The sequence below is a fragment of the Bartonella clarridgeiae ATCC 51734 genome, from assembly GCF_000518185.1.
GTDB lineage: Bacteria > Pseudomonadota > Alphaproteobacteria > Rhizobiales > Rhizobiaceae > Bartonella > Bartonella clarridgeiae.
This window is the reverse complement of the sequence record NZ_KI912398.1, coordinates 31,431-51,039: the sequence shown is the minus strand read 5'-3', so window position 1 is coordinate 51,039 and position 19,609 is coordinate 31,431. Positions and strand designations below refer to the sequence as shown.

Sequence of the window (19,609 nt, the reverse complement as noted above, 5' to 3'; positions counted from 1 at the left end):
CATAGATTATCATTTGGTAGATTTGTTTTTTATTTATTGATAGAATATTCAGTAATAGTTTAAGTTACAAAATTTCTGAGGATATACCTATATGATGCGTCAGTGTGAGCTGGTTGAGCGTGTACAGCGTTACAAACCTGACGTAAATGCGGATTTATTGAATAAAGCCTATGTTTATGCAATGCGGAAGCACGGTCATCAAAAGCGTGCTTCAGGTGATCTTTATTTTTCTCATCCTTTAGAAGTTGCCGCTATCTTAATGGATATGCACTTAGATGAAGCAACAATCGCTGTTGCCCTTTTACATGATACAATTGAAGATACGAATGCTACAAGAGCAGAAATTGATCAGCTTTTTGGATCTGAAATTGGTAAGTTAGTTGAAGGACTTACAAAGCTTAATAAGCTTGATCTTGTATCGAAGAAAGCTGTGCAGGCAGAAAATCTTCGTAAGCTTCTTATTGCTATTTCTGATGATATTCGTGTTCTTCTAGTTAAACTGGCAGATCGTCTTCATAATATGCGCACCCTTGGTGTTATGCGTGATGATAAGCGTCGGTGGATTGCTGAAGAGACAATGGACATTTATGCGCCACTTGCTGGCCGTATGGGTATGCAAGATATGCGTGAAGAGTTGGAGGATCTTTCTTTTTTTTATTTAAATCCAGAAGGTTATCGTACTATTATTGATCGGCTTTCTGAATTATCAAAGCGCAATCGCGATTTGCTCTCCACAATTGAAAAAGAATTGACAAAACTTTTTTTAAAAAATGGTATTAAAGCCAATGTTAAAAGTCGTCAGAAAAAGCCTTATTCAGTTTTTCGTAAAATGGAAAGCAAGGTCTTATCTTTTGAACAATTATCTGATATTTTTGGATTTCGTGTGATTGTTGAGAGTGTAGATGATTGTTATCGCACTCTTGGTATTATACATACCACATGGCCGATGGTTCCTGGACGTTTTAAGGACTATATTTCCATACCTAAACAAAATGATTATCGTTCAATTCATACAACGATTGTTGGTCCTTCAGGACAACGCGTTGAATTACAAATTAGAACTAGTGCAATGGATAAGATTGCCGAATATGGTGTTGCGGCACATGCTATTTATAAAGATCATGGTTCTGATTATTCAGCATCAAAATTATCAAGTGAGACTAATGCTTATGAATGGTTGCGTCAAACAATTCAATCTTTATCGGATGGCGATAATCCGGAAGAGTTTTTAGAACATACAAAGCTTGAGCTTTTCCATGATCAGGTTTTCTGTTTTACTCCGAAAGGGCAGTTAATTGCATTTCCAAAAGGTGCTACACCTATTGATTTTGCTTATGCAGTACATACCGATATTGGCAATTCTTGTGTGGGAGTAAAAATCAATGGTCGTATTATGCCTATAATGACCAAATTAAAAAATGGTGATGAGGTTAATATTATATGCTCGCAGATTCAATCTCCGCCGGCAGCGTGGGAATCGCTCGTTGTAACAGGAAAGGCACGTTCTGCAATTCGTCGAGCAACACGTTCAACAATACATAAGCAATATTCTGGTTTAGGGTATCGTATTCTTGAACGTTCATTTGAATGCATAGAAAAAAAATTTTCGCAAGACATGCTTAAGCAGATTTTACCGCGTTTAGCGCGTAAGGATGTGGAAGATGTATTAGCAGCTGTTGGGCGTGGTGAATTAGCTGCTACAGATGTAGTTAAAGCAGTTTATCCAAATTATAAAGATCATTATGTGGTAAACAAACCCTCGTTTAAGTTTAAGGAAAGAAGTTGGTTTAATATTGAAAATGCTCAAGGTATGATTTTTAAGATTCTTGAGAATAAAAAAAGCAAAACTTCAAAGAAAGAACATAAATATAGAGTATTATCTATTCAAGGTACGAAAGGGGATGTTCCAGTACAATTTTCTCTTGAGGGGGCTGTGCCGGGAGATCAAATTGTTGGTATTATGCAACCAGGTGCGGGTATTATTATTTATCCAATACAATCTTCGGCTTTAATGGCGTATCATGATCAGCCAGAACGGTGGATTGATGTACGTTGGGATATTGATTCTGAGATGAGTGAACGTTTTCCTGCTCGAATCAATATTTTAGCTGTGAATAGTCCTGGTTCTTTAGCTGAAATTGCTCAGATTATTTTTGTCAATGATGCCAATATTCAAAATTTATTTTTTATTCGTAAGGCGACAGATTTTACAGAAATTATCATTGATCTTGAGGTTTGGGATTTAAAACATTTAAATCGTATCTTTTCTCAGTTAAAAAGAGCAAGATCAGTGAATATGGTGCATCGAGTTTATGGATAAAGAGATTGTGCAATGAATACACAAGATGTGATTAATATTTTTAGACAAGCAGATGCTATTTTAGAAGGGCATTTTATTTTAACATCAGGTCGCCATAGTGCTATTTATTTACAAAAGGCAAAAGTATTTATGCATGCTAATCTTACCGAAAAGCTGTGTTACGCTCTGGCTCAAAAAATTAAGAAATATGTGGAGGGAAAAATTGATTATATAGTTGGGCCTGCAATTGGTGGTCTCATTCCTTCGTACGAGACTTCACGTCATCTTTGTGTTCCTTCTATTTGGGTGGAGCGTGTGAATGGTATATTCCAATTACGTCGTTTCGAAATTGAAAAAGATGCGAGGATTGTTATTGTTGAAGATATTGTGACAACGGGTCTTTCTATTCGTGAGACAATTGAAGCATTGGTTGCAGCAAAAGCCAATGTGGTAGCAAGTGCATGTATTCTTGATAGGTCTGGTGGCAAGGTTGATTTAGGAGTTCCACTGATTTCACTTGCTGAGTATGAAATTGCATCTTATGATGCTAATGCTTTGCCTTCTGAACTTGCTGTGCTTCCAGCGGTTAAGCCAGGGAGCCGAAATATTTGATAGTTTTTTTAATTTTTCTATGAAAGTGCTTGAAATAATAAGCATTATTTAGTGTGTACAAGGTATATATGAGTAACCATATGTTTTTTAGTCATCGAACACCGATGAATTTTGGAGAGCGTGTTCGACGTAGATTTTTTCTGTGTCGTCTATTTATTCGTTCATTTTATTATATGCGTAAACGTATTTTACGTATATCTGCAACACCTCATAAAGTGGCATTGGGGTTTTCGATTGGCATTTTTTCAGCTTGTTCTCCCTTTTTGGGATTGCACATTATTTTAGCAATATTTTTTTCTTGGGTTTTACGTGGTAATTTTGCTGCAGCAATTATCGGGACTGTTTTTTCTAATCCACTGACATTTCTTTTTATTGTTATGGCTGATTATAAGATAGGTCGTTTATTTTTATTGTTCTTTGGTAATAGGGATGAAATTTCTTTTTCACAAATTCGCACTATGTTCCATGGTTTAACGTTTTCGCGAGCATGGCCATTTTTTTTGGAAACATGGGATTTGATTATGATGCCGATGCTTGTAGGTGGAATGTTTTTAGGTTTTATTTTTGGTAGTTTGTCTTATATAGGTGTTTATAGAACAATAATTCATTTTCAAAAAAATCGCTGTCACAAGATGGTGAAGAAAAGATGTTCAAAGTAAAAAAGTTCAGGTAATATTTTATGATTATTGGTCTTGGCAATGATATAGTTGATATAAGACGGATTGAGAGAATGTTGGTTCGCTATGGTAGCCGTTTTATCCAGCGTATTTTTACAGATGTTGAGCAGGAAAAGTCTGAAAGTCTCTATCATCGATCTAATTCCTATGCTAAAAGATTTGCTGCTAAAGAAGCGTGTGCTAAAGCTTTAGGAACAGGGATTGCATGTGGTATTAGTTGGAAAGATATGGGGGTAGTTAATTTATCATCCGGTAAACCGACTATGAAGTTAGCGAATTGCGCACTCATGCAATTAAAAAAATTATTACCTCCTCACCATGAAGTGATCATTCATCTCAGTATAACAGATGATTTTCCTTGGGCGCAGGCGTTTGTTATTATAGAAGCACTTCCACGTGGATAGATTCCATGAGAGATTGTGCTTTTATTATTTGGGTATTATGATGCCAAAATAAGTTTTATCTATAAAAAGGTAGTACAAGATGAAACAAGAAGAGAAAACGCAAAAAAAAGATAAAAAAAGTGAGATTGTTGAATTTTTTTCTGTTTTAATTCAAGCTTTGCTTTTGGCTGGAATTATTCGCACACTTTTTTTTCAGCCTTTTACTATTCCTTCTGGTTCGATGCGTCCTACTTTGCTGGTGGGGGACTATCTTTTTGTTTCCAAATATGCATATGGGTATTCTCGTTTTTCTATACCTTTTTCTCCTCCTATTTTTTCAGGACGTATTTGGGCATCCCAGCCTAAGCGTGGGGATGTTTTGGTTTTTCGTTTACCTAGTAATCCGGATATTGATTATATTAAACGTGTTGTTGGCTTACCGGGTGATCGTGTTCAAGTTCGTCAAAGTGTTCTTTATATCAATGATAAAGCTGTTCCACGTCAGTTTATGGGTAAGATTGATGATCCTGATGTGACAGAGGTTAGCCACCCTGTTGATGTTTATCGCGAAACAATGCCTAATGGTGTAAGTTATAATACACTTAGTTTAGGTTTTATTCCTCAGGTTGATGACACAAAGACCTTTGAGGTTCCACCAGGACATTATTTTGTGATGGGTGATAATCGTGATAATTCAGATGATAGCCGTTTGGGTGTGGGATATATTCCGGATGAGAATCTTATTGGTCGAGCAAATTTGATTTTTTTCTCTATTAGTAATGGTTCGAGCGCGTGGCAGATTTGGCGTTGGCCATTTGATGTGCGCTGGGATCGTTTATTTTCTTTTGTTCATAATATTCGCTATTTTCCGCTTGATAAATAAGTGAGAATTCAGTGATGAAGCATCAAATTATTGATCAGCTGGAGAGGCTGACAGAGCATAGTTTTAAAGATGCAGATAAATTGAAAAAAGCATTGACACATTCCAGTGTACAAAGTTCAGAGCAGGGTAATTATGAGAGATTAGAATTTTTAGGTGATCGAGTTCTTGGGCTTTTAATTGCTGAAATGCTTTATCAAATTTTTCCACAAGCGAGTGAAGGTGAATTATCAGTACGTTTAAATGGCTTGGTAAATGCGCAAACATGTGCCGATATTGCATTGGAAATGGGTTTACCCAATATGATTCGTGTTGGTTGTGAAATGAAAAACTTAGAAGGTCGTCGGTTAGCTAATATGTATGCCGATGTCATTGAAGCCTTAATCGCTGTAATATATCTTGAAGGAGGTTTAGAGAGCGTTCGACCTTTCATTCAAAAATATTGGCAGAATCGAGCAAAGAAAATGAATGCTGGTCGCCGTGATGCCAAAACAGAGTTGCAGGAATGGGCTCATACAAAAGATAGAGCACATCCTCATTACCAGGTTCTACAGCGTTGTGGTCCAGATCATGATCCGATCTTTGTAGTCGAGGTAAGTATTTGTGGTTTTGCATCTGAGATAGGGCGAGGTAGTTCTAAACGTCAAGCCGAGAGAGACGCAGCTGAAAGAATCTTGCGACGTGAAGGTATATGGGAAACAAAGGGGAAACATAATCAATGAATGATGTTATTAAAACACGTTCAGGTTTTGTTGCGGTCATTGGTGTGCCTAATGCTGGAAAGTCAACGTTAGTTAATCAGTTAGTTGGAACAAAAATATCAATTGTAACACATAAAGTACAAACAACGCGGACTTTAGTTCGTGGTATTGTAATTTATGATAAGACCCAAATTATTCTAATTGATACACCAGGTGTTTTTCGTCCTCATAAGCGATTAGAGCGGGCTATGGTGTCTGCTGCTTGGGGTGGTGCGAAGAATGCTGATATTCTTCTGGTTCTGATTGATGTCCAGAGTGGTCTTTCAGATGAAGTTGATGCAATGTTAGATATTTTAAAAAGTGTTGAACAAGATAAAATTCTTGTTCTGAATAAAATTGATACGGTTGCTAAATCATCTCTCTTAGCATTAACTGCTAAAGTGAATGAGCGAGTGAATTTTTTGCAGACATTTATGATTTCAGCTTTAAATGGTTCTGGTTGTAAGGATTTGCTGTATTATCTCAGTACAATCATGCAAGAGGGGCCATGGTATTATCCAGAAGATCAAATCTCTGACATGCCTATGCGTCAGCTTGCTGCTGAAATTACGCGTGAAAAACTTTTTCTTCGTCTACATCAAGAACTTCCTTATTCCTCAACAGTTGAAACAGAAAATTGGGAAGAGTGTGCAAGTGGTTCGGTTAAAATTAGTCAAGTCATTTATGTAGAACGTGATAACCAGAAAAAAATTGTTTTAGGAGCAAAAGGTGGCACCATTAAAGCTATTGGTCAGGCAGCACGTAAGGAGTTAATGGATATTATGGGACAGAAGGTTCATCTTTTTCTATTTGTGAAAGTACGTGATAATTGGGACTCTAATCCAGAGCGTTATCAAGAGATGGGATTGGATTTTTTTTAATGCAATGAAATGGAAAGAACAAGCTATTATTCTCGGTACACGCCAACATGGTGAAACGAGCGTTATTCTTGAAATTATGACACGTCAGCGTGGTCGCTATATGGGAATTGTAAAAGGGGGACGTTCTCGTCGTATGGCTTTTCTTCTTCAGCCTGGAAATTTTGTTGAAGCTGAATGGTGGGCACGTTTAGATGAACATTTAGGATTATTTAGGCTTGAAGCGCTTGATTTACATGCTTCAAGATTGATAGTTTTACCAGAAGCGCTTTATTCCTTCCAGTTGATGGCCTCTCATTTGCGGCTTCTTCCTGAGCGTGATCCTCATCCCGTTTTGTATGATATGTTATATTTTTTTATGCAAAATTTTGATGATCCATTTATAAATGCTGAATTACTTGTGCGTTTTGAGCTTCTACTGCTTGAGGAACTTGGTTTTGGGCTCGATTTGTCTTGTTGTGCTGTAACAGGTCGCCAGGAAAAACTTTGTTATGTTTCTCCAAAATCGGGACGTGCTGTGTGTGAGGAAGTAGGACGTCCTTGGAAAGATAAGCTTTTATTTTTACCACAATTTCTTGCACGAAAAACCATTTGTCCTGTTGATTTTAATGATATAAAGAAGGGGCTAATTCTGACAGATTTTTTTTTAACACGCTATGTTTGGAAAGAGAGAGGTATAAAACAGCCGTCTTTGCGTATTAGTTTGATACAATTGTTTGAACGGCGATTTTGTATGAAGGCGTCAACATTTTAATTTTATGAAAGTGGATAGAATGCAAACTTTGCAAACAATTGCTGAGTTGCGTCAATACCTCAGAGAGGAACGACGTTTAGGGCTTTCAATTGGGTTTGTGCCGACTATGGGGGCGTTGCATGATGGCCATCTTGCATTGGTGCAACAAGCACGGGCAATGTGTGATTGTGTAGTGGTTTCTATATTTGTTAATCCTAAGCAATTTGGTCACCGTGAGGATTTTAATGTATATCCAAGGGATCTAGAGAGTGATTGCGCTTTATTGGAAGAAGCCAATATTGAATATGTTTTTGTGCCTTCTGTAGAAGAAATGTGGCCGCTAGGCAATGAGACAGTTGTAAAAGTAGAAAAATTATCACGTATTTTGATGGGGAAATTACGTCCAGGACATTTTTGTGGTGTGACTAGTGTTGTTGCTAAACTTTTTAATATTGTTCAACCAGATAAAGCTTTTTTTGGGGAAAAAGATTTTCAACAGCTTTTGATTATCCGTCGTATGGTTAAAGATTTGGCTTTTCCTATTGAAATTGTTAGTGTACCTACTTTACGTGATGCAGATGGAGTTGCTAGTTCTTCACGTAATAAGCTTTTGACATTAGAAGATCGCAAAGCTGCAAAGGTTATTCCTGAAAGCCTTAAAGTTGTTAAGAGACTTTATGAGCAAGGTGAACGATCCGTTGATAAATTGTGCACAGTTGTCCGCTCTGTTTTACATAAAGAACCGCGTATTGTTATTGAATCAATAGATTTACGAGATATGGAAACTTTGTGCGTGATTAAAAAGGAATTAAACACACCTGCGGTTTTATTGCTTACCGTTTGCTTTGGTGAAGTCAGACTTATTGATCAATGCATATTACAATAAAAAGGCTGAAAAAATGAGTTTTCATAAAACTATAAAGCGTATTACTGCTTCTGAAATACGTTCGAGAAAGAAACAAGAACCGATTGTTGCTTTAACAGCTTATCAGGCTTATAGCGCTCGGATTGCTGATTCACATTGTGATTTACTTTTGGTTGGTGACAGCGTTGGTATGGTTGTATATGGTTTTGATACGACACTCCCTGTTAGCGTGGATATGATGATTTTGCATGGACAAGCGGTTGTGCGTAGCTCTAAACGAGCTCTTGTTGTTGTCGATATGCCTTTTGGTTCTTATGAGCAAAGTTCAGAACAAGCTTTTGCTAATGCATCCCGTATTATTGCAGAAACAGGATGCGGTGCAGTTAAGCTTGAAGGTGGTGCTTATATGGCAGAAACAATTGGTTTTTTATGCAGTCGTGGTATTCCAGTTATGGGTCATATTGGTCTCACACCACAAGCGGTGAATCGTTTTGGTGGTTTTAAGATGCAAGGACGTAATGAAAGTGATTGGTTACAAATTGAAGCTGATGCTGCAGCAATTGAAGCAGCAGGTGCTTTTTCTGTTGTTGTGGAAGGGGTAGTAGAGCCATTAGCGGTAAAGCTTACAAAGAATCTCTCTATTCCTACTATTGGTATTGGTGCGTCCAATCAGTGTGATGGACAGATTTTAGTGATGGAAGATATGTTAGGTTATGGTACTTATGTACCTAAATTTGTGCGTCGTTATGGTGTTTTCGAGCAAGCGATGGATACAGCAATTAGGGATTATGCGAATGATGTTAAATCACGCGTTTTTCCAGATGAATCAGAGGTTTACAAGCTTAAATAAATTCAGTTTATAAAGGAAATTCTACAAAGGGATGAAGTAATTTTTGAAGAGATTCATAGGGAGAGATACAATAGAATCTCAATACCTCAAAAGTAATGGCAGTATGATAGTAGAATTTTATATTTTTTCAGTTATGACAAAAAAAGTCAGAAACCAGAATGTGATCTTTGAACATCAATATCATTAAAACGAATTAAAAAGGAATTTTCAATTTGTTGTGTGGAAGATGGTTGCAAATGGAGTTCATCAGGTAAAATATTATTTGGATGACCGAAATAACGAAGAGCTTCTTCTCTACTAAAACCAGCAAGAGTGGTGGCTTCATAAAAAGCAGCGATGCGATCAACTTGTTTGATTTTTTTTAAGATCTTTTGAGGTGGATTGACAGGTAGAGAAAAGCGTATGTGAATGATGTCTTGTAGGCGTTTTTCTACGAGCTCATAATGTTTTCCTATAACAGCTTTAAAAGGTGAAATTATATCACCAATAACATATTCTGGTGCATCGTGGAGAAGAGCAAAGAGACGTTCTTCATTGGAAGATTGTGGAAAAAGTTGCTGAAATATTTGTTCGACCAAAAGTGAATGTTGTGCAACAGAATAAGGGTATTCTCCTTTTGTTTGTCCATTCCAACGTGCAACGCGAGCGAGGCCATGGGCAATATCCTCAATTTCAACATCAAAAGGAGAAGGATTAAGTAAATCAAGCCGTCGACCAGAAAGCATTCTTTGCCACGCACGCGCTGTTCCATCTTGTGATAATTCAGTTTTAGCCATTAGTCAACCTCTACGGAGCTTTCAGGGAAGGTGAAATTCATATTTTCAGCAATATTAATTGTTACAGGAACATTATCTACTGTAAATTGAAAATTTTTGTCCATAGCTTCTTTGACATGGTCAATACGCATTAAGGCCAAAGCTTCATTTTTGACACATGTTCCCAATTGACTAAGTATTTTTGTGCCTGCTTTAACGGTAGAACCTGAGGTTAAGGGGTATTGGCTTTTGACCACTAAAAAACGGCGGCGAATTGTCCTGCGATGGTGCATCCGCGAAATAACCTCTTGTCCAATATAGCATCCCTTGTTGAAGAAGAGTCCATGAATTTGATCATAATTAATATCATGGGGAAAGACTTTACCTATTTCATAATCTTGATCACTTTCAGCTATTCCATAATGGATACGCATTCGATCCCAATGAGCATTACATTCTGGAGTAAGAAAAGGAATTTTTCCATAAATTCGTACCACTTTTTCCTTCTTTGGAAATCGCTTATCTGTAAAACTTGAATCAAAATTTAAATTATCTGATTCATTTTGCCAAAAAACATTAATAATCTCTTGTGATGGTTTTGTAATTTCTACTTTTTTACGAAGTTTATAGAGGATGAGACGCTTGTGAAAAGCATCAGCTAAAGAAGCCGCGATATCAATCATATAATTTTGATCTATTTTGCTGATGAGAAAATCAGCGATAACCTTTCCCTGTGGGGATAAGAGGGCACCAGGAAAGAGCTCTCGTGAGTTTATTTTTTTTACATCCGTAGTAATAATAGCCTGCAGAAAATGTGTTGCTTCTTCACCTGTAACTTTAATAATCTTACGATTTTTTAAATTTATGGCATTCTGTTTTTCAATCATGGTTCTTGCCTTTCTGGGCGGAGTTACATAACGATGGAAAGGCGATATACAAGGAGCATGGCTATGTTTAAAACATTTGATACAATTTTTAAAGGTGCGACGCTTGTTAATCATGATGGTAGCAGCAAGCGCGATATTGGTGTTGTGAATGGTCGTATTGTTGAAATTGGCGATCTTACATGCGCGTCTGGTGGAGAGGTAATCGACTGTACAGGACTTCATATTTTGCCTGGTATAATTGACAGTCAAGTTCATTTTCGTGAGCCGGGTAATGAACATAAGGAGGATCTGGAAAGTGGTTCTCGTTCTGCTGTTTTAGGAGGAGTTACAGCAGTATTTGAAATGCCAAATACCAATCCATTAACGATATCGGAAGAAACTTTGAATGATAAGGTTAAACGTGGATTTCATCGGATGCACTGTGATTATGCATTTTGGGTTGGAGCAACGCGTGACAATATTTATGAATTGGCAGATTTAGAAAGACTTCCTGGTGTTGCTGGAATTAAAGTATTTATGGGATCATCGACAGGTAATCTCCTAGTGGATGATGATAGAAGTGTGCGTCTTATTTTGCAAAATACACGCCGTCGCACAGCTTTTCATTCTGAAGATGAAACACGACTTAAAGAACGTAAAGCTTTTTATATTACAGAGGATGTATCATCACATCCAGTTTGGCGTGATGAGGTTACAGCTTTACAATGTACACAACGTTTAGTTAAAATTGCACGTGAAACAGGAGCACGTATCCATATATTACATCTTTCTACGGTGGAAGAAGTTGATTTTTTGAAAGATCATAAAGATATAGCGACAGTTGAAGTCACTCAGCATCATTTGACTTTGAGTGCTGATGATTATCAAAGGTTTGGTACATTAATTCAGATGAATCCGCCTATTCGCGAAAGACATCACCGTGAGGGTCTTTGGTATGGGGTTCAGCAAGGTATTATCGATATTTTAGGTTCTGATCATGCTCCTCATACGTTTGAAGAGAAACATAAGCCTTATCCCTTATCTCCTTCGGGGATAACAGGTGTACAGACAACAGTAGCAATCATGCTTACTCATGTTAATGCGGGGAAAATCTCTCTTGAACGTTTTGTTGATCTTACTTCGCATGGTCCTAATCGCGTTTTTGGTATAAGCTGTAAAGGGCGTATTGCTGTTGGATATGATGCTGACTTGACTATTGTTGACCTTAAACGGGAGGAAATTATTGTAAATGAATTAGTTGGTTCACGTGCTGGTTGGACGCCTTATGATGGTAAAAATGTAAAAGGATGGCCAGTGGGAACAATTATTCGTGGTAGGAGGGTTATGTGGGAAGGTGAAATTGTTACGCCTTCGCAAGGTGAACCTGTTAGATTTACAGAATCATTATTGTAGTGCAATTTGCAAAATGATAAGTGTTATTGCATAATTTTTTAATTCAAAATATTCAATATAAGTTTTATGCAATATAATATATTGATTTTATTAGTATTATTATAGAACTTGGGAAGATTATAATAGGAGTGGGATTTTTAAATGTGTTTCTATAGAGTACATTCTTTTTGCCAATTTTTTCTCTTAATTATTTGAATTTGCTCAATAAAAAGCTGATATTTTGTATATAAAGCAAATCAACTATGTGGTGATGCCGCATATTAGCTAAAAAAGGATTTATTGGATATTAGGATCGTTTTTTTAATTACTTTGGTAAGAGTAATAATTATTCGAATAATTACTTTCTTGTTGTAACGATGATGATACACAAAGACAATCTACTAAAATTGCTTCTTCAGCTAATAGTATATCTTAATCAGCAATTTTCTAGTGCGCCTTCATCTAACAAGTTGGTAAGATTTGAAAACTTTATTAATTTGGAATTTTTCAGAAAATCATAAGATATTATTTTATGATAGGTATATCTACTGATCCTGAGGCTTTCAGATAGAGTGCATTTTATAGTAATACGAAGAGCGCTGGGTAAAGTTGATAAAGATAGAGAAAATTCAATCGAAAAATCTAGAAATGTGAAGATTATAGAGATTTATAATAGAAGAATAGCAAAAATGCATGTTTATCAGAGATAAAATTTCTTGTATTTCCTTCCTATAAATTAATTTATTTTTTATAGTTACTTATATAAATTGAATAAGAGTTTTGTCAGTTTGTTTTCTAGTTTTCATTGTTGAAATGGTTAAGTAAACTTGTCGATAATGCGTTTCCTTCTTTTACATATCTTTGATCTGCTTCGATTGCTGAATCTGTACAACGATGATAATTTGCTGAAAAAGCCCTGTAAGCTGCATTAAAGGTTTCATATAGGTGAGCACGTCTTTGTGGTGTTGGTTTTTCTGCCTCAATTAATGCAACCATGTGGTCGTGCCATTGGTTTGTTGGATGGCTACAAAGATTACGTAGATAGTGCAGAGATCCTAAAATTTCTGCTAATCGTAAAAGTTTGATATGATATGGTGGAAATTGTTGTGCAAAGGTTGGTTTTGAAATTAAGAAAAAAATTAAAAAAATGATATTTATCAATACTTTATTCATTATTTTTATTGCTCACTTTTAACTGTATCTCTATAAACTATCAATAATGGATAGAGAAGTCTTATTGTGGACTATATGTTGATAAATATAGTCAAAAAATAGCTCACTCATTCTTATTCGCTATAGATGTGTAATAGATATTTAGGGTATGATGACAATAAGAAAATAATTATGAAAATATTAAAATTAAGCATTTTAGATTATTTGTTTTTTCTCATGCAATCAATTTTCTTTTCCCCGTAAGATTACATAGTGTTTTTTGTTAGTGATTCTATCTTTAGGGAAATTTTTCAATACATAAAGGCAGTTAACATTTGCTAATAATAACTAATAAAATGACTTCGCTTCATTAATAAAAACAGATTATTGTTTTTAGCATAAAATAGATATCTCTTTGTTGGAATATAAAAGAAATTAACTCTATATTTTATAAAAAATGTATGTATAGATTTTTATTTTCAAATTACATTTTTATCAGTAATGTTTGAAAAGGGTAATCAATAATAATGTGCGGTAGATTTTTACTCTATGCGACATTTCAGCAGATGTCGAAAGAGTTTTGTTACTGGATTGAAGGTGATTTGCTCTCTCGATAATATTGCACCATTTCAATCTATCTTAAGTAATTTGCGACCGAGAATTTTATAAATATACATCTTCTAATTTTCCTTTTCATAATTTTTTTGCACGTTGGAGATTTATTCTCTCTTGGGTTAAGCAATTAGATAGTTGACTATTGATATTCAATATTTGTTCATAAACAGTCAAAGAGAAAAAATCTTTTGTTCATGCATTTAATTATCGGTGCGTGATTATACCGGCAAGTGGATTTTTTGAATGGAAAAAATATGATATGAAAAAATTACAACCTTATTTTATTTATCGTAACGATATAGGACTTATTGGTTTTGCAGAGCTTATGGAAACCTGGGATGGTGGATGGATTAGAGATTGATACAGTTGCAATTATTACACGATTATTGCAATTATTACACGATTATGTGCTTCAGCATCTTTATCTGCCATTAATCATCCTATGCCTGTTATAATAAATCGTAATAATACAATATTGTGCAGTGGCTTGATTGTTATCATTACAAGGGAAATAATGTTATCGACCTTATAGTAAGTCCAGTATATGATGATTTTGAATTTTATAATATTTCAAATAAAGTTAATAAGATAACTTATACATTACCAGATATTTTTGAGGCTGTATCTTTGCAAAATCAAACAGCTGATTTATCCAATTTTCAAAAAAATGAGCAGTTTGATTTATTTTAATTATCTGAGTACACTGAGTACAAATAGTTAGTGTGTTTGTTAATAAGCATTATTGCTATTTTTTTATGTTATATAAGATGCTAGCGGATGCAACAGGGCAATATTTCTTTGCAAACAGTGCTATTAGTGCGATGATATAAGGAATGACTAAGGAGTATCACTAATGGAGTGTGATGATGGGAAAGTTGCGCTTTTATAATACGCTTACACGGAAGAAAGAGGATTTTAAACCGATTGATGCGACTAAAGTACGCCTTTATGTTTGCGGTCCAACAGTTTATGATTACGCCCATATTGGTAATGCCCGCTCTGTTATTATTTTTGATGTTTTATTTCGTTTATTACGTCATGTTTATGGTGAGAACCATGTCATATACGCCCGTAATATCACCGATGTGGATGATAAAATTAATGCAAAAGCAGCTCTCCAGTATCCCGATCTAGAACTTAACAATGCTATTCATCAATTAACGGAGTATACATCTTATCAATTTCAGCAAGATACATTAGCGCTTGGTTGTTTGCAGCCGACCAGTCAACCGCGTGCAACGGATCATTTGGAGGAAATACGGTCTTTGATTGAAAGGCTTCTTGAAAAGGGATACGCTTATATAGCAGATGATCATATATTATTTTCTGTCAGTAGTATGGGAGACAATCCTCGTTATGGTATGTTTGCAAAACGATCACTTGATGAAATGAGGGCAGGAGCACGTATAGATGTAGCTTCTTATAAAAAGGGAGAAATGGATTTTGTTTTATGGAAACCTTCTGCTCAAGGAGAACCTGGTTGGACATCACCAGCAGGAATTTCTGTTTTAGGTCGTCCTGGTTGGCATATTGAATGTTCAGCAATGTCGATGGCGAAGTTATTGTCTCCTTATGGTGGTGGTTTAGTTTGTGAAGATCCAACGGCAAATATTTTTGATATTCATGGCGGTGGTAGTGATTTGATTTTTCCTCATCATGAAAATGAAATTGCACAAAGTTGTTCAGTTTTTGGCACAGAACGGATGGCTAATTTTTGGATACATAATGGCTTTTTGCAAGTTGAAGGCAAAAAAATGTCTAAAAGTCTTGGGAATTTCATTACTATTCGTTCACTCTTAGAGAATGATTTTTTCGAGTTTGCGAATGTTTTATCAAAAGAAGTAAAACGGATCTGGGCTGGTTTATCTATACGTTTTTCAATGTTACAAACGCATTATCGAGAACCTTTAAATTGGACAATGCAGCGTTTAGTAAAATCTAGTAGTGAGTTGTATCGCTGGTATGAATTGCTTCGTCGTGAAAAATATTATTCTGATAATAATCAATCTGTTGATTCTTCTTTAATTGAAACATTAAGTAATGATATTAATACATCGAATACAATTACTATTTTACGAAAATTTTATAAAGAACAAAATGCTGTAGCTCTTGCACATGGTATGGATTTTCTGGGGTTATTGCGACAAGAATTGGTTAAGAAAAAAGAATGTCCTCTTTTCATTAGCAAGATGCATTTTGATTTACAATTTATTGATCAGCGTATTGCTGAAAGGCTTTGTCTTATCCATAATAAGGAGTGGGCAGCTGCGGATAAAATTCGTGATGAGCTTGCAGCAGGGGGGATCTTCTTAAAAGATAGTAAGGATCCGCAGACTGGTGAGCGTATAACCACGTGGGAGATGAAACGACTATAATTCCCATATTCTAGCAGCTCTCATAAATATGAGGAGAGAATTTGATGGAATTATATAGTTATGGATATATCGCACTTAAGCTAGTTGTGGGGCTTGTCGCTTTTTTGTTGATTTTAAGAACAACAGGTCGTGGTAGTCTCAGCCAAATGACACCAATTGATTTGGTGAGTAATTTTGTTATGGGGGGCATTATTGGAGGAGTTATTTATAATTCAAATATTAGTAGTATCCAATTGTTATTTGTTTTATTTATTTGGCAAATCTTAATTACATCTTTTAATTCTCTTGCACGATATTCAGTGTTTTTTCACCGACTTATTGCAGGAGGAAATGTCAAACTTGTTGTAGATGGTGTATTTCAGCTTAATGAGATTAAGCGTTTAGGGATCTGTGTGAATGATCTGGCTGCAATGTTAAGTATTAAAGGGTGTAGTTTATATGAAGCAGATTTTGTTCGATTAGAAACGAATGGTGATTTCTCTGTTGTTAAAAAAGAGGAGGGTAAGAAGTCTGTCATTTTAGTAACAAATGGCGAAATACTCGAAGAAAATCTTAGAGAGATTGGTAAAACAAAGAAATGGCTTAAGGCAGAGTTGAAAAAGCAACATGTAAAAGTTGAAGATTTATTTGCTGCAGAATGGTATGAGAATACAGATAAAAACAATAAATTTTATAGTGGATTATTTCTTGTTCCTTTTCCAAAAACGGTTTAATTTTAAGTGTCATTTTTTTTTAATGTCATTTTATTGTGTAATTTACTAGAGGTAAACAAGAGGTATGATATGATCTATGAAAGAGCAATATAAGCGTTGTTTTTTTGTGTATTAAATAAGTAAAGACTTTATGAAACAGAATAGAATTGTAAAAACTGTGTCAGCGGCTTCAGGTCAAACCCTACGCACACTTTATAATTTATGGCCTTATATGTGGCCATCAGATCGATCTGATCTAAAAATGCGTGTTGTATGGGCGATATTTTACCTTGTTTTAGCAAAGCTGATTCTCATATCTGTTCCATATTTTTTTAAATATGCTATGAATGCGCTTGATATGAGTCTTAAGTTACCTGTGTGGTTTCCATCTACTTGGGCGGTTCTTATCATATTAGTCTTAGCCTATAATGTTGCACGTATTGCTCAAGCTGGATTTAACCAATTACGCGATTCTCTTTTTGCGACCGTTGGACAACACGCTATTCGCCAATTAGCATATAAGACTTTTGTTCATCTTCATGGATTATCTTTACGTTTCCATTTGGAACGACAAACTGGTGGTCTCTCTCGCATTATTGAGCGTGGCACAAAGGGAATTGAAGCAGTTGTTCGATTTTCAATTCTTAATACAATCCCAACTATTTTAGAATTTATTCTAACAGCATTTATTGTTTATATAAGTTATGGATGGTATTATTTTCTTGTAGTTGTGATAACGGTTGGTTTGTATACCTGGTTTACGATTAAGGCAAGCGATTGGCGTATTAGTATTCGGAAAGAGATGAATACGGCGGATACAGAAGCAAATACGCGTGCAGTTGATTCTTTATTGAATTTTGAAACAGTTAAATATTTTTGCAATGAAACTCTAGAAGCGCGTCGATTTGATGCTTCTATGGCCGGTTATGAAAAAACTGCGGTGAAGATTTGGACTTCTTTAAGCTGGCTTAATTTTGGTCAAGCCCTTATTTTTGGTATTGGGATGACTATTCTTATGTTAATGTCAGCTTACGAAGTAGCTCACGCGATGCAAACTTTGGGAGATTTCGTTTTTATTAATGCGCTTTTAATGCAGTTGTCAATTCCATTGAATTTTATTGGCTCAATTTATCGTGAAGTTCGGCAGGGTTTAACTGATATTGAAGCGATGTTTGATCTTTTGGATGTTCCGCAAGAAGTTATTGATAAACCAAATGCTAAACCGCTTGTGGTGACCGATGGTACTATCCGGTTTAACCGAGTGAAATTTTCATATGATTCAGCTCGTCCAATTCTCAAAGATATTGATTTTGAAGTACCTGGGGGTAAAACAGTTGCGATTGTTGGGCCTTCAGGCGCTGGTAAATCAACTATTTCTCGGTTACTTTTTCGATTTTACGATGTTAATGAGGGTTCAATAACCATAGATGGACAGGATATTCGTGATATCACTCAGAAAAGTTTGCGTGAAATAATTGGTATGGTACCACAAGATACAGTTTTATTTAATGATACAATTGCATATAATATTTATTATGGACGTCCAAATGCTACAGATGCAGAGATGCGCAAAGCTGCTAAAATAGCTCAGATATCGAAATTCATAGAAATGCTTCCAGAGGGGTTTCAATCCTTAGTTGGTGAACGTGGCCTTAAATTATCTGGTGGTGAAAAACAACGCTTAGCTATTGCAAGAGCACTTTTAAAAGAACCACCGCTTCTTATTTTAGATGAAGCAACTGCAGCTCTTGATACAACAACAGAGCAGGAGATACAGCAGGCATTGAATGTTGTAAGCTGCGGGCGTACAACATTGATTATTGCCCATCGTCTTTCAACTGTAATTGGTGCAGATGAGATATTGGTGCTCAAAAATGGTCGTATTATTGAAAAAGGGACACATGCTGATCTTTTATGCAAAAAAGGTTTATATGCATCAATGTGGAATAAGCAGCTTGAAGTTTCACAAGCTGAAGAGAAATTACGAAAAATGCGTGAGGAGGATGAACTAGGTGTTGTTAATCGTGGTAAATAAATTACATAAAGTGGTAGCCGAGTTTATGTATAGTGATTGATTAAATATACAAATAGGGGGAGAACAATATTTATTAGTTATTAAATCATCTATGAATAGGAAATTATATGACTATTGCACAATCTATCCAAAATGGCTTCGTCCCAATTCATAAAGAAGGCTATCCATTTATTGTAGTATTTTTTGTCATTTCACTCATTTTAGGTTTAATCTGGAGTCCATTATTTTGGTGTGGTCTTGTTCTGACAATGTGGTGTATATATTTTTTCCGCGATCCAGAACGAGTGATACCCGTGAATTCGAATTGGGTTCTTTCTCCTGCTGATGGCCGTATTTCTTTTGTTGAGTCATGTGTTCCGCCTGCGGAGTTGGGATTAGGTGATCAAGAAATGGTACGTGTTTCTATATTTATGAATATTTTTTCGTGTCATATCAATCGTGTTCCTGTGAGTGGTACGATAGAGTCTATAGTTTATCGTCCGGGTAAATTTTCTAATGCTGAATTTGATAAAGCTAGTCAATTTAATGAATGTAATGGAATGGTGATTGACAGTGAACATGGCAAAGTTGGTGTTGTGCAGATAGCAGGATTAATTGCACGTCGGATTGTTTGTTGGCAAAAAAAAGATGATTTAATTGTTTCTGGGCAGCGCTTTGGGCTAATACGTTTTGGTTCTCGTCTTGATGTTTATATACCAGCTAATGTAAAATTGCGTGTTGCAGTTGGTCAGATAGTAATTGCTGGAGAAACAGTTTTAGGCTCTTTTGGTGATGACGCTGCTGTAAATGACTTTAGACTTGATTAGGATG

The 19,609-nt window shown here is 35.7% G+C and carries 18 protein-coding genes and 1 pseudogene; 16 read left to right on the top strand and 3 right to left on the bottom strand.

Translation table 11 applies throughout. The features are described from left to right. The first annotated feature begins 91 nt into the window (after positions 1–91). The 10 genes from T420_RS0106535 (at position 92) to panB (ending at position 8,917) form a co-directional block, all read left to right on the top strand. Positions 92–2,320 carry a RelA/SpoT family protein gene (locus tag T420_RS0106535; protein WP_013544860.1) on the top strand — a complete coding sequence of 743 codons (2,229 nt, stop codon included), beginning with the start codon at positions 92–94 and terminating at the stop codon, positions 2,318–2,320. A gap of 12 nt (positions 2,321–2,332) precedes the next feature. Beyond that, positions 2,333–2,911 carry an orotate phosphoribosyltransferase gene (gene pyrE, locus T420_RS0106530; RefSeq protein WP_013544861.1) on the top strand — a complete coding sequence of 193 codons (579 nt, stop codon included), beginning with the start codon at positions 2,333–2,335 and terminating at the stop codon, positions 2,909–2,911. Positions 2,912–2,991: 80 nt separating this feature from the next. Beyond that, on the top strand, positions 2,992–3,570 hold the full coding sequence (locus tag T420_RS0106525; RefSeq protein ID WP_013544862.1) for a DUF2062 domain-containing protein: 579 nt from the start codon (positions 2,992–2,994) through the stop codon (positions 3,568–3,570). Positions 3,571–3,590: 20 nt separating this feature from the next. Further along, positions 3,591–3,992 carry a holo-ACP synthase gene (gene acpS, locus T420_RS0106520; RefSeq protein WP_013544863.1) on the top strand — a complete coding sequence of 134 codons (402 nt, stop codon included), beginning with the start codon at positions 3,591–3,593 and terminating at the stop codon, positions 3,990–3,992. 79 nt (positions 3,993–4,071) lie between these two features. Next, positions 4,072–4,854 (top strand): signal peptidase I, encoded by a 783-nt coding sequence (gene lepB / locus T420_RS0106515; RefSeq protein WP_013544864.1) that lies wholly within the window; start codon positions 4,072–4,074, stop codon positions 4,852–4,854. A gap of 14 nt (positions 4,855–4,868) precedes the next feature. Beyond that, a complete protein-coding gene (rnc, locus tag T420_RS0106510; RefSeq protein WP_013544865.1) occupies positions 4,869–5,573 on the top strand; it encodes a ribonuclease III in 705 nt (234 codons plus the stop codon). Then, the gene (gene era, locus T420_RS0106505; RefSeq protein WP_013544866.1) at positions 5,570–6,472 is read left to right on the top strand and encodes a GTPase Era; all 903 of its coding nucleotides are present in this window, start codon (positions 5,570–5,572) and stop codon (positions 6,470–6,472) included. Before rnc ends, era begins: the two co-directional genes overlap by 4 nt. Positions 6,473–6,476: 4 nt before the next feature. Continuing rightward, positions 6,477–7,223: a DNA repair protein RecO gene (recO, locus tag T420_RS0106500; protein ID WP_026501240.1), complete on the top strand. Its 747-nt coding sequence runs from the start codon at positions 6,477–6,479 to the stop codon at positions 7,221–7,223. A gap of 19 nt (positions 7,224–7,242) precedes the next feature. After that, positions 7,243–8,088 carry a pantoate--beta-alanine ligase gene (panC, locus tag T420_RS0106495; RefSeq protein WP_013544868.1) on the top strand — a complete coding sequence of 282 codons (846 nt, stop codon included), beginning with the start codon at positions 7,243–7,245 and terminating at the stop codon, positions 8,086–8,088. A 13-nt stretch (positions 8,089–8,101) separates the two neighbouring features. Next, complete coding sequence (gene panB / locus T420_RS0106490; protein WP_013544869.1) at positions 8,102–8,917, top strand: 3-methyl-2-oxobutanoate hydroxymethyltransferase; 816 nt, start codon at positions 8,102–8,104, stop codon at positions 8,915–8,917. A 146-nt stretch (positions 8,918–9,063) separates the two neighbouring features. Here the strand turns inward: panB and T420_RS0106485 are convergent, their stop codons facing one another. Continuing rightward, positions 9,064–9,693: an HD domain-containing protein gene (locus tag T420_RS0106485; RefSeq protein WP_013544870.1), complete on the bottom strand. Its 630-nt coding sequence runs from the start codon at positions 9,691–9,693 to the stop codon at positions 9,064–9,066. Continuing rightward, positions 9,693–10,559 (bottom strand): CAF17-like 4Fe-4S cluster assembly/insertion protein YgfZ, encoded by an 867-nt coding sequence (ygfZ, locus tag T420_RS0106480; protein ID WP_013544871.1) that lies wholly within the window; start codon positions 10,557–10,559, stop codon positions 9,693–9,695. Before ygfZ ends, T420_RS0106485 begins: the two co-directional genes overlap by 1 nt. Positions 10,560–10,622: 63 nt before the next feature. Between ygfZ and T420_RS0106475 the strand changes: the two genes are divergently transcribed. Then, positions 10,623–11,951, top strand: a complete 1,329-nt coding sequence (locus tag T420_RS0106475; RefSeq protein WP_013544872.1) for a dihydroorotase — start codon at positions 10,623–10,625, stop codon at positions 11,949–11,951. Positions 11,952–12,725: 774 nt separating this feature from the next. On the opposite strand, the gene T420_RS0106470 is transcribed toward T420_RS0106475, so the two are convergent. Further along, positions 12,726–13,103 (bottom strand): TIGR02301 family protein, encoded by a 378-nt coding sequence (locus tag T420_RS0106470; protein ID WP_026501239.1) that lies wholly within the window; start codon positions 13,101–13,103, stop codon positions 12,726–12,728. A gap of 772 nt (positions 13,104–13,875) precedes the next feature. On the opposite strand from T420_RS0106470, the pseudogene T420_RS07270 reads away from it, so the two are divergent. The 5 genes and pseudogenes from T420_RS07270 to T420_RS0106440 form a co-directional block, all read left to right on the top strand. After that, positions 13,876–14,058: pseudogene (locus T420_RS07270) on the top strand (SOS response-associated peptidase family protein); the annotation flags it as partial. Positions 14,059–14,563: 505 nt separating this feature from the next. Beyond that, positions 14,564–16,072, top strand: coding sequence for a cysteine--tRNA ligase (gene cysS, locus T420_RS0106455; protein ID WP_013544878.1), 1,509 nt, complete (start codon positions 14,564–14,566; stop codon positions 16,070–16,072). A 44-nt stretch (positions 16,073–16,116) separates the two neighbouring features. After that, positions 16,117–16,785 (top strand): DUF421 domain-containing protein, encoded by a 669-nt coding sequence (locus T420_RS0106450; RefSeq protein WP_013544879.1) that lies wholly within the window; start codon positions 16,117–16,119, stop codon positions 16,783–16,785. A gap of 130 nt (positions 16,786–16,915) precedes the next feature. Further along, positions 16,916–18,799: an ABCB family ABC transporter ATP-binding protein/permease gene (locus T420_RS0106445; RefSeq protein WP_013544880.1), complete on the top strand. Its 1,884-nt coding sequence runs from the start codon at positions 16,916–16,918 to the stop codon at positions 18,797–18,799. A 107-nt stretch (positions 18,800–18,906) separates the two neighbouring features. Next, positions 18,907–19,605, top strand: a complete 699-nt coding sequence (locus T420_RS0106440) for a phosphatidylserine decarboxylase (RefSeq protein WP_013544881.1) — start codon at positions 18,907–18,909, stop codon at positions 19,603–19,605. Positions 19,606–19,609 lie beyond the last annotated feature (4 nt).

Coding starts and splice junctions, on each gene's coding strand:
- T420_RS0106535 (WP_013544860.1), top strand. CDS start 92: ATGATGCGTCAGTGTGAGCTGGTTGAGCGTGTACAGCGTTACAAACCT.
- pyrE (WP_013544861.1), top strand. CDS start 2,333: ATGAATACACAAGATGTGATTAATATTTTTAGACAAGCAGATGCTATT.
- T420_RS0106525 (WP_013544862.1), top strand. CDS start 2,992: ATGTTTTTTAGTCATCGAACACCGATGAATTTTGGAGAGCGTGTTCGA.
- acpS (WP_013544863.1), top strand. CDS start 3,591: ATGATTATTGGTCTTGGCAATGATATAGTTGATATAAGACGGATTGAG.
- lepB (WP_013544864.1), top strand. CDS start 4,072: ATGAAACAAGAAGAGAAAACGCAAAAAAAAGATAAAAAAAGTGAGATT.
- rnc (WP_013544865.1), top strand. CDS start 4,869: ATGAAGCATCAAATTATTGATCAGCTGGAGAGGCTGACAGAGCATAGT.
- era (WP_013544866.1), top strand. CDS start 5,570: ATGAATGATGTTATTAAAACACGTTCAGGTTTTGTTGCGGTCATTGGT.
- recO (WP_026501240.1), top strand. CDS start 6,477: ATGAAATGGAAAGAACAAGCTATTATTCTCGGTACACGCCAACATGGT.
- panC (WP_013544868.1), top strand. CDS start 7,243: ATGCAAACTTTGCAAACAATTGCTGAGTTGCGTCAATACCTCAGAGAG.
- panB (WP_013544869.1), top strand. CDS start 8,102: ATGAGTTTTCATAAAACTATAAAGCGTATTACTGCTTCTGAAATACGT.
- T420_RS0106485 (WP_013544870.1), bottom strand. CDS start 9,693: ATGGCTAAAACTGAATTATCACAAGATGGAACAGCGCGTGCGTGGCAA.
- ygfZ (WP_013544871.1), bottom strand. CDS start 10,559: ATGATTGAAAAACAGAATGCCATAAATTTAAAAAATCGTAAGATTATT.
- T420_RS0106475 (WP_013544872.1), top strand. CDS start 10,623: ATGTTTAAAACATTTGATACAATTTTTAAAGGTGCGACGCTTGTTAAT.
- T420_RS0106470 (WP_026501239.1), bottom strand. CDS start 13,103: ATGAATAAAGTATTGATAAATATCATTTTTTTAATTTTTTTCTTAATT.
- cysS (WP_013544878.1), top strand. CDS start 14,564: ATGGGAAAGTTGCGCTTTTATAATACGCTTACACGGAAGAAAGAGGAT.
- T420_RS0106450 (WP_013544879.1), top strand. CDS start 16,117: ATGGAATTATATAGTTATGGATATATCGCACTTAAGCTAGTTGTGGGG.
- T420_RS0106445 (WP_013544880.1), top strand. CDS start 16,916: ATGAAACAGAATAGAATTGTAAAAACTGTGTCAGCGGCTTCAGGTCAA.
- T420_RS0106440 (WP_013544881.1), top strand. CDS start 18,907: ATGACTATTGCACAATCTATCCAAAATGGCTTCGTCCCAATTCATAAA.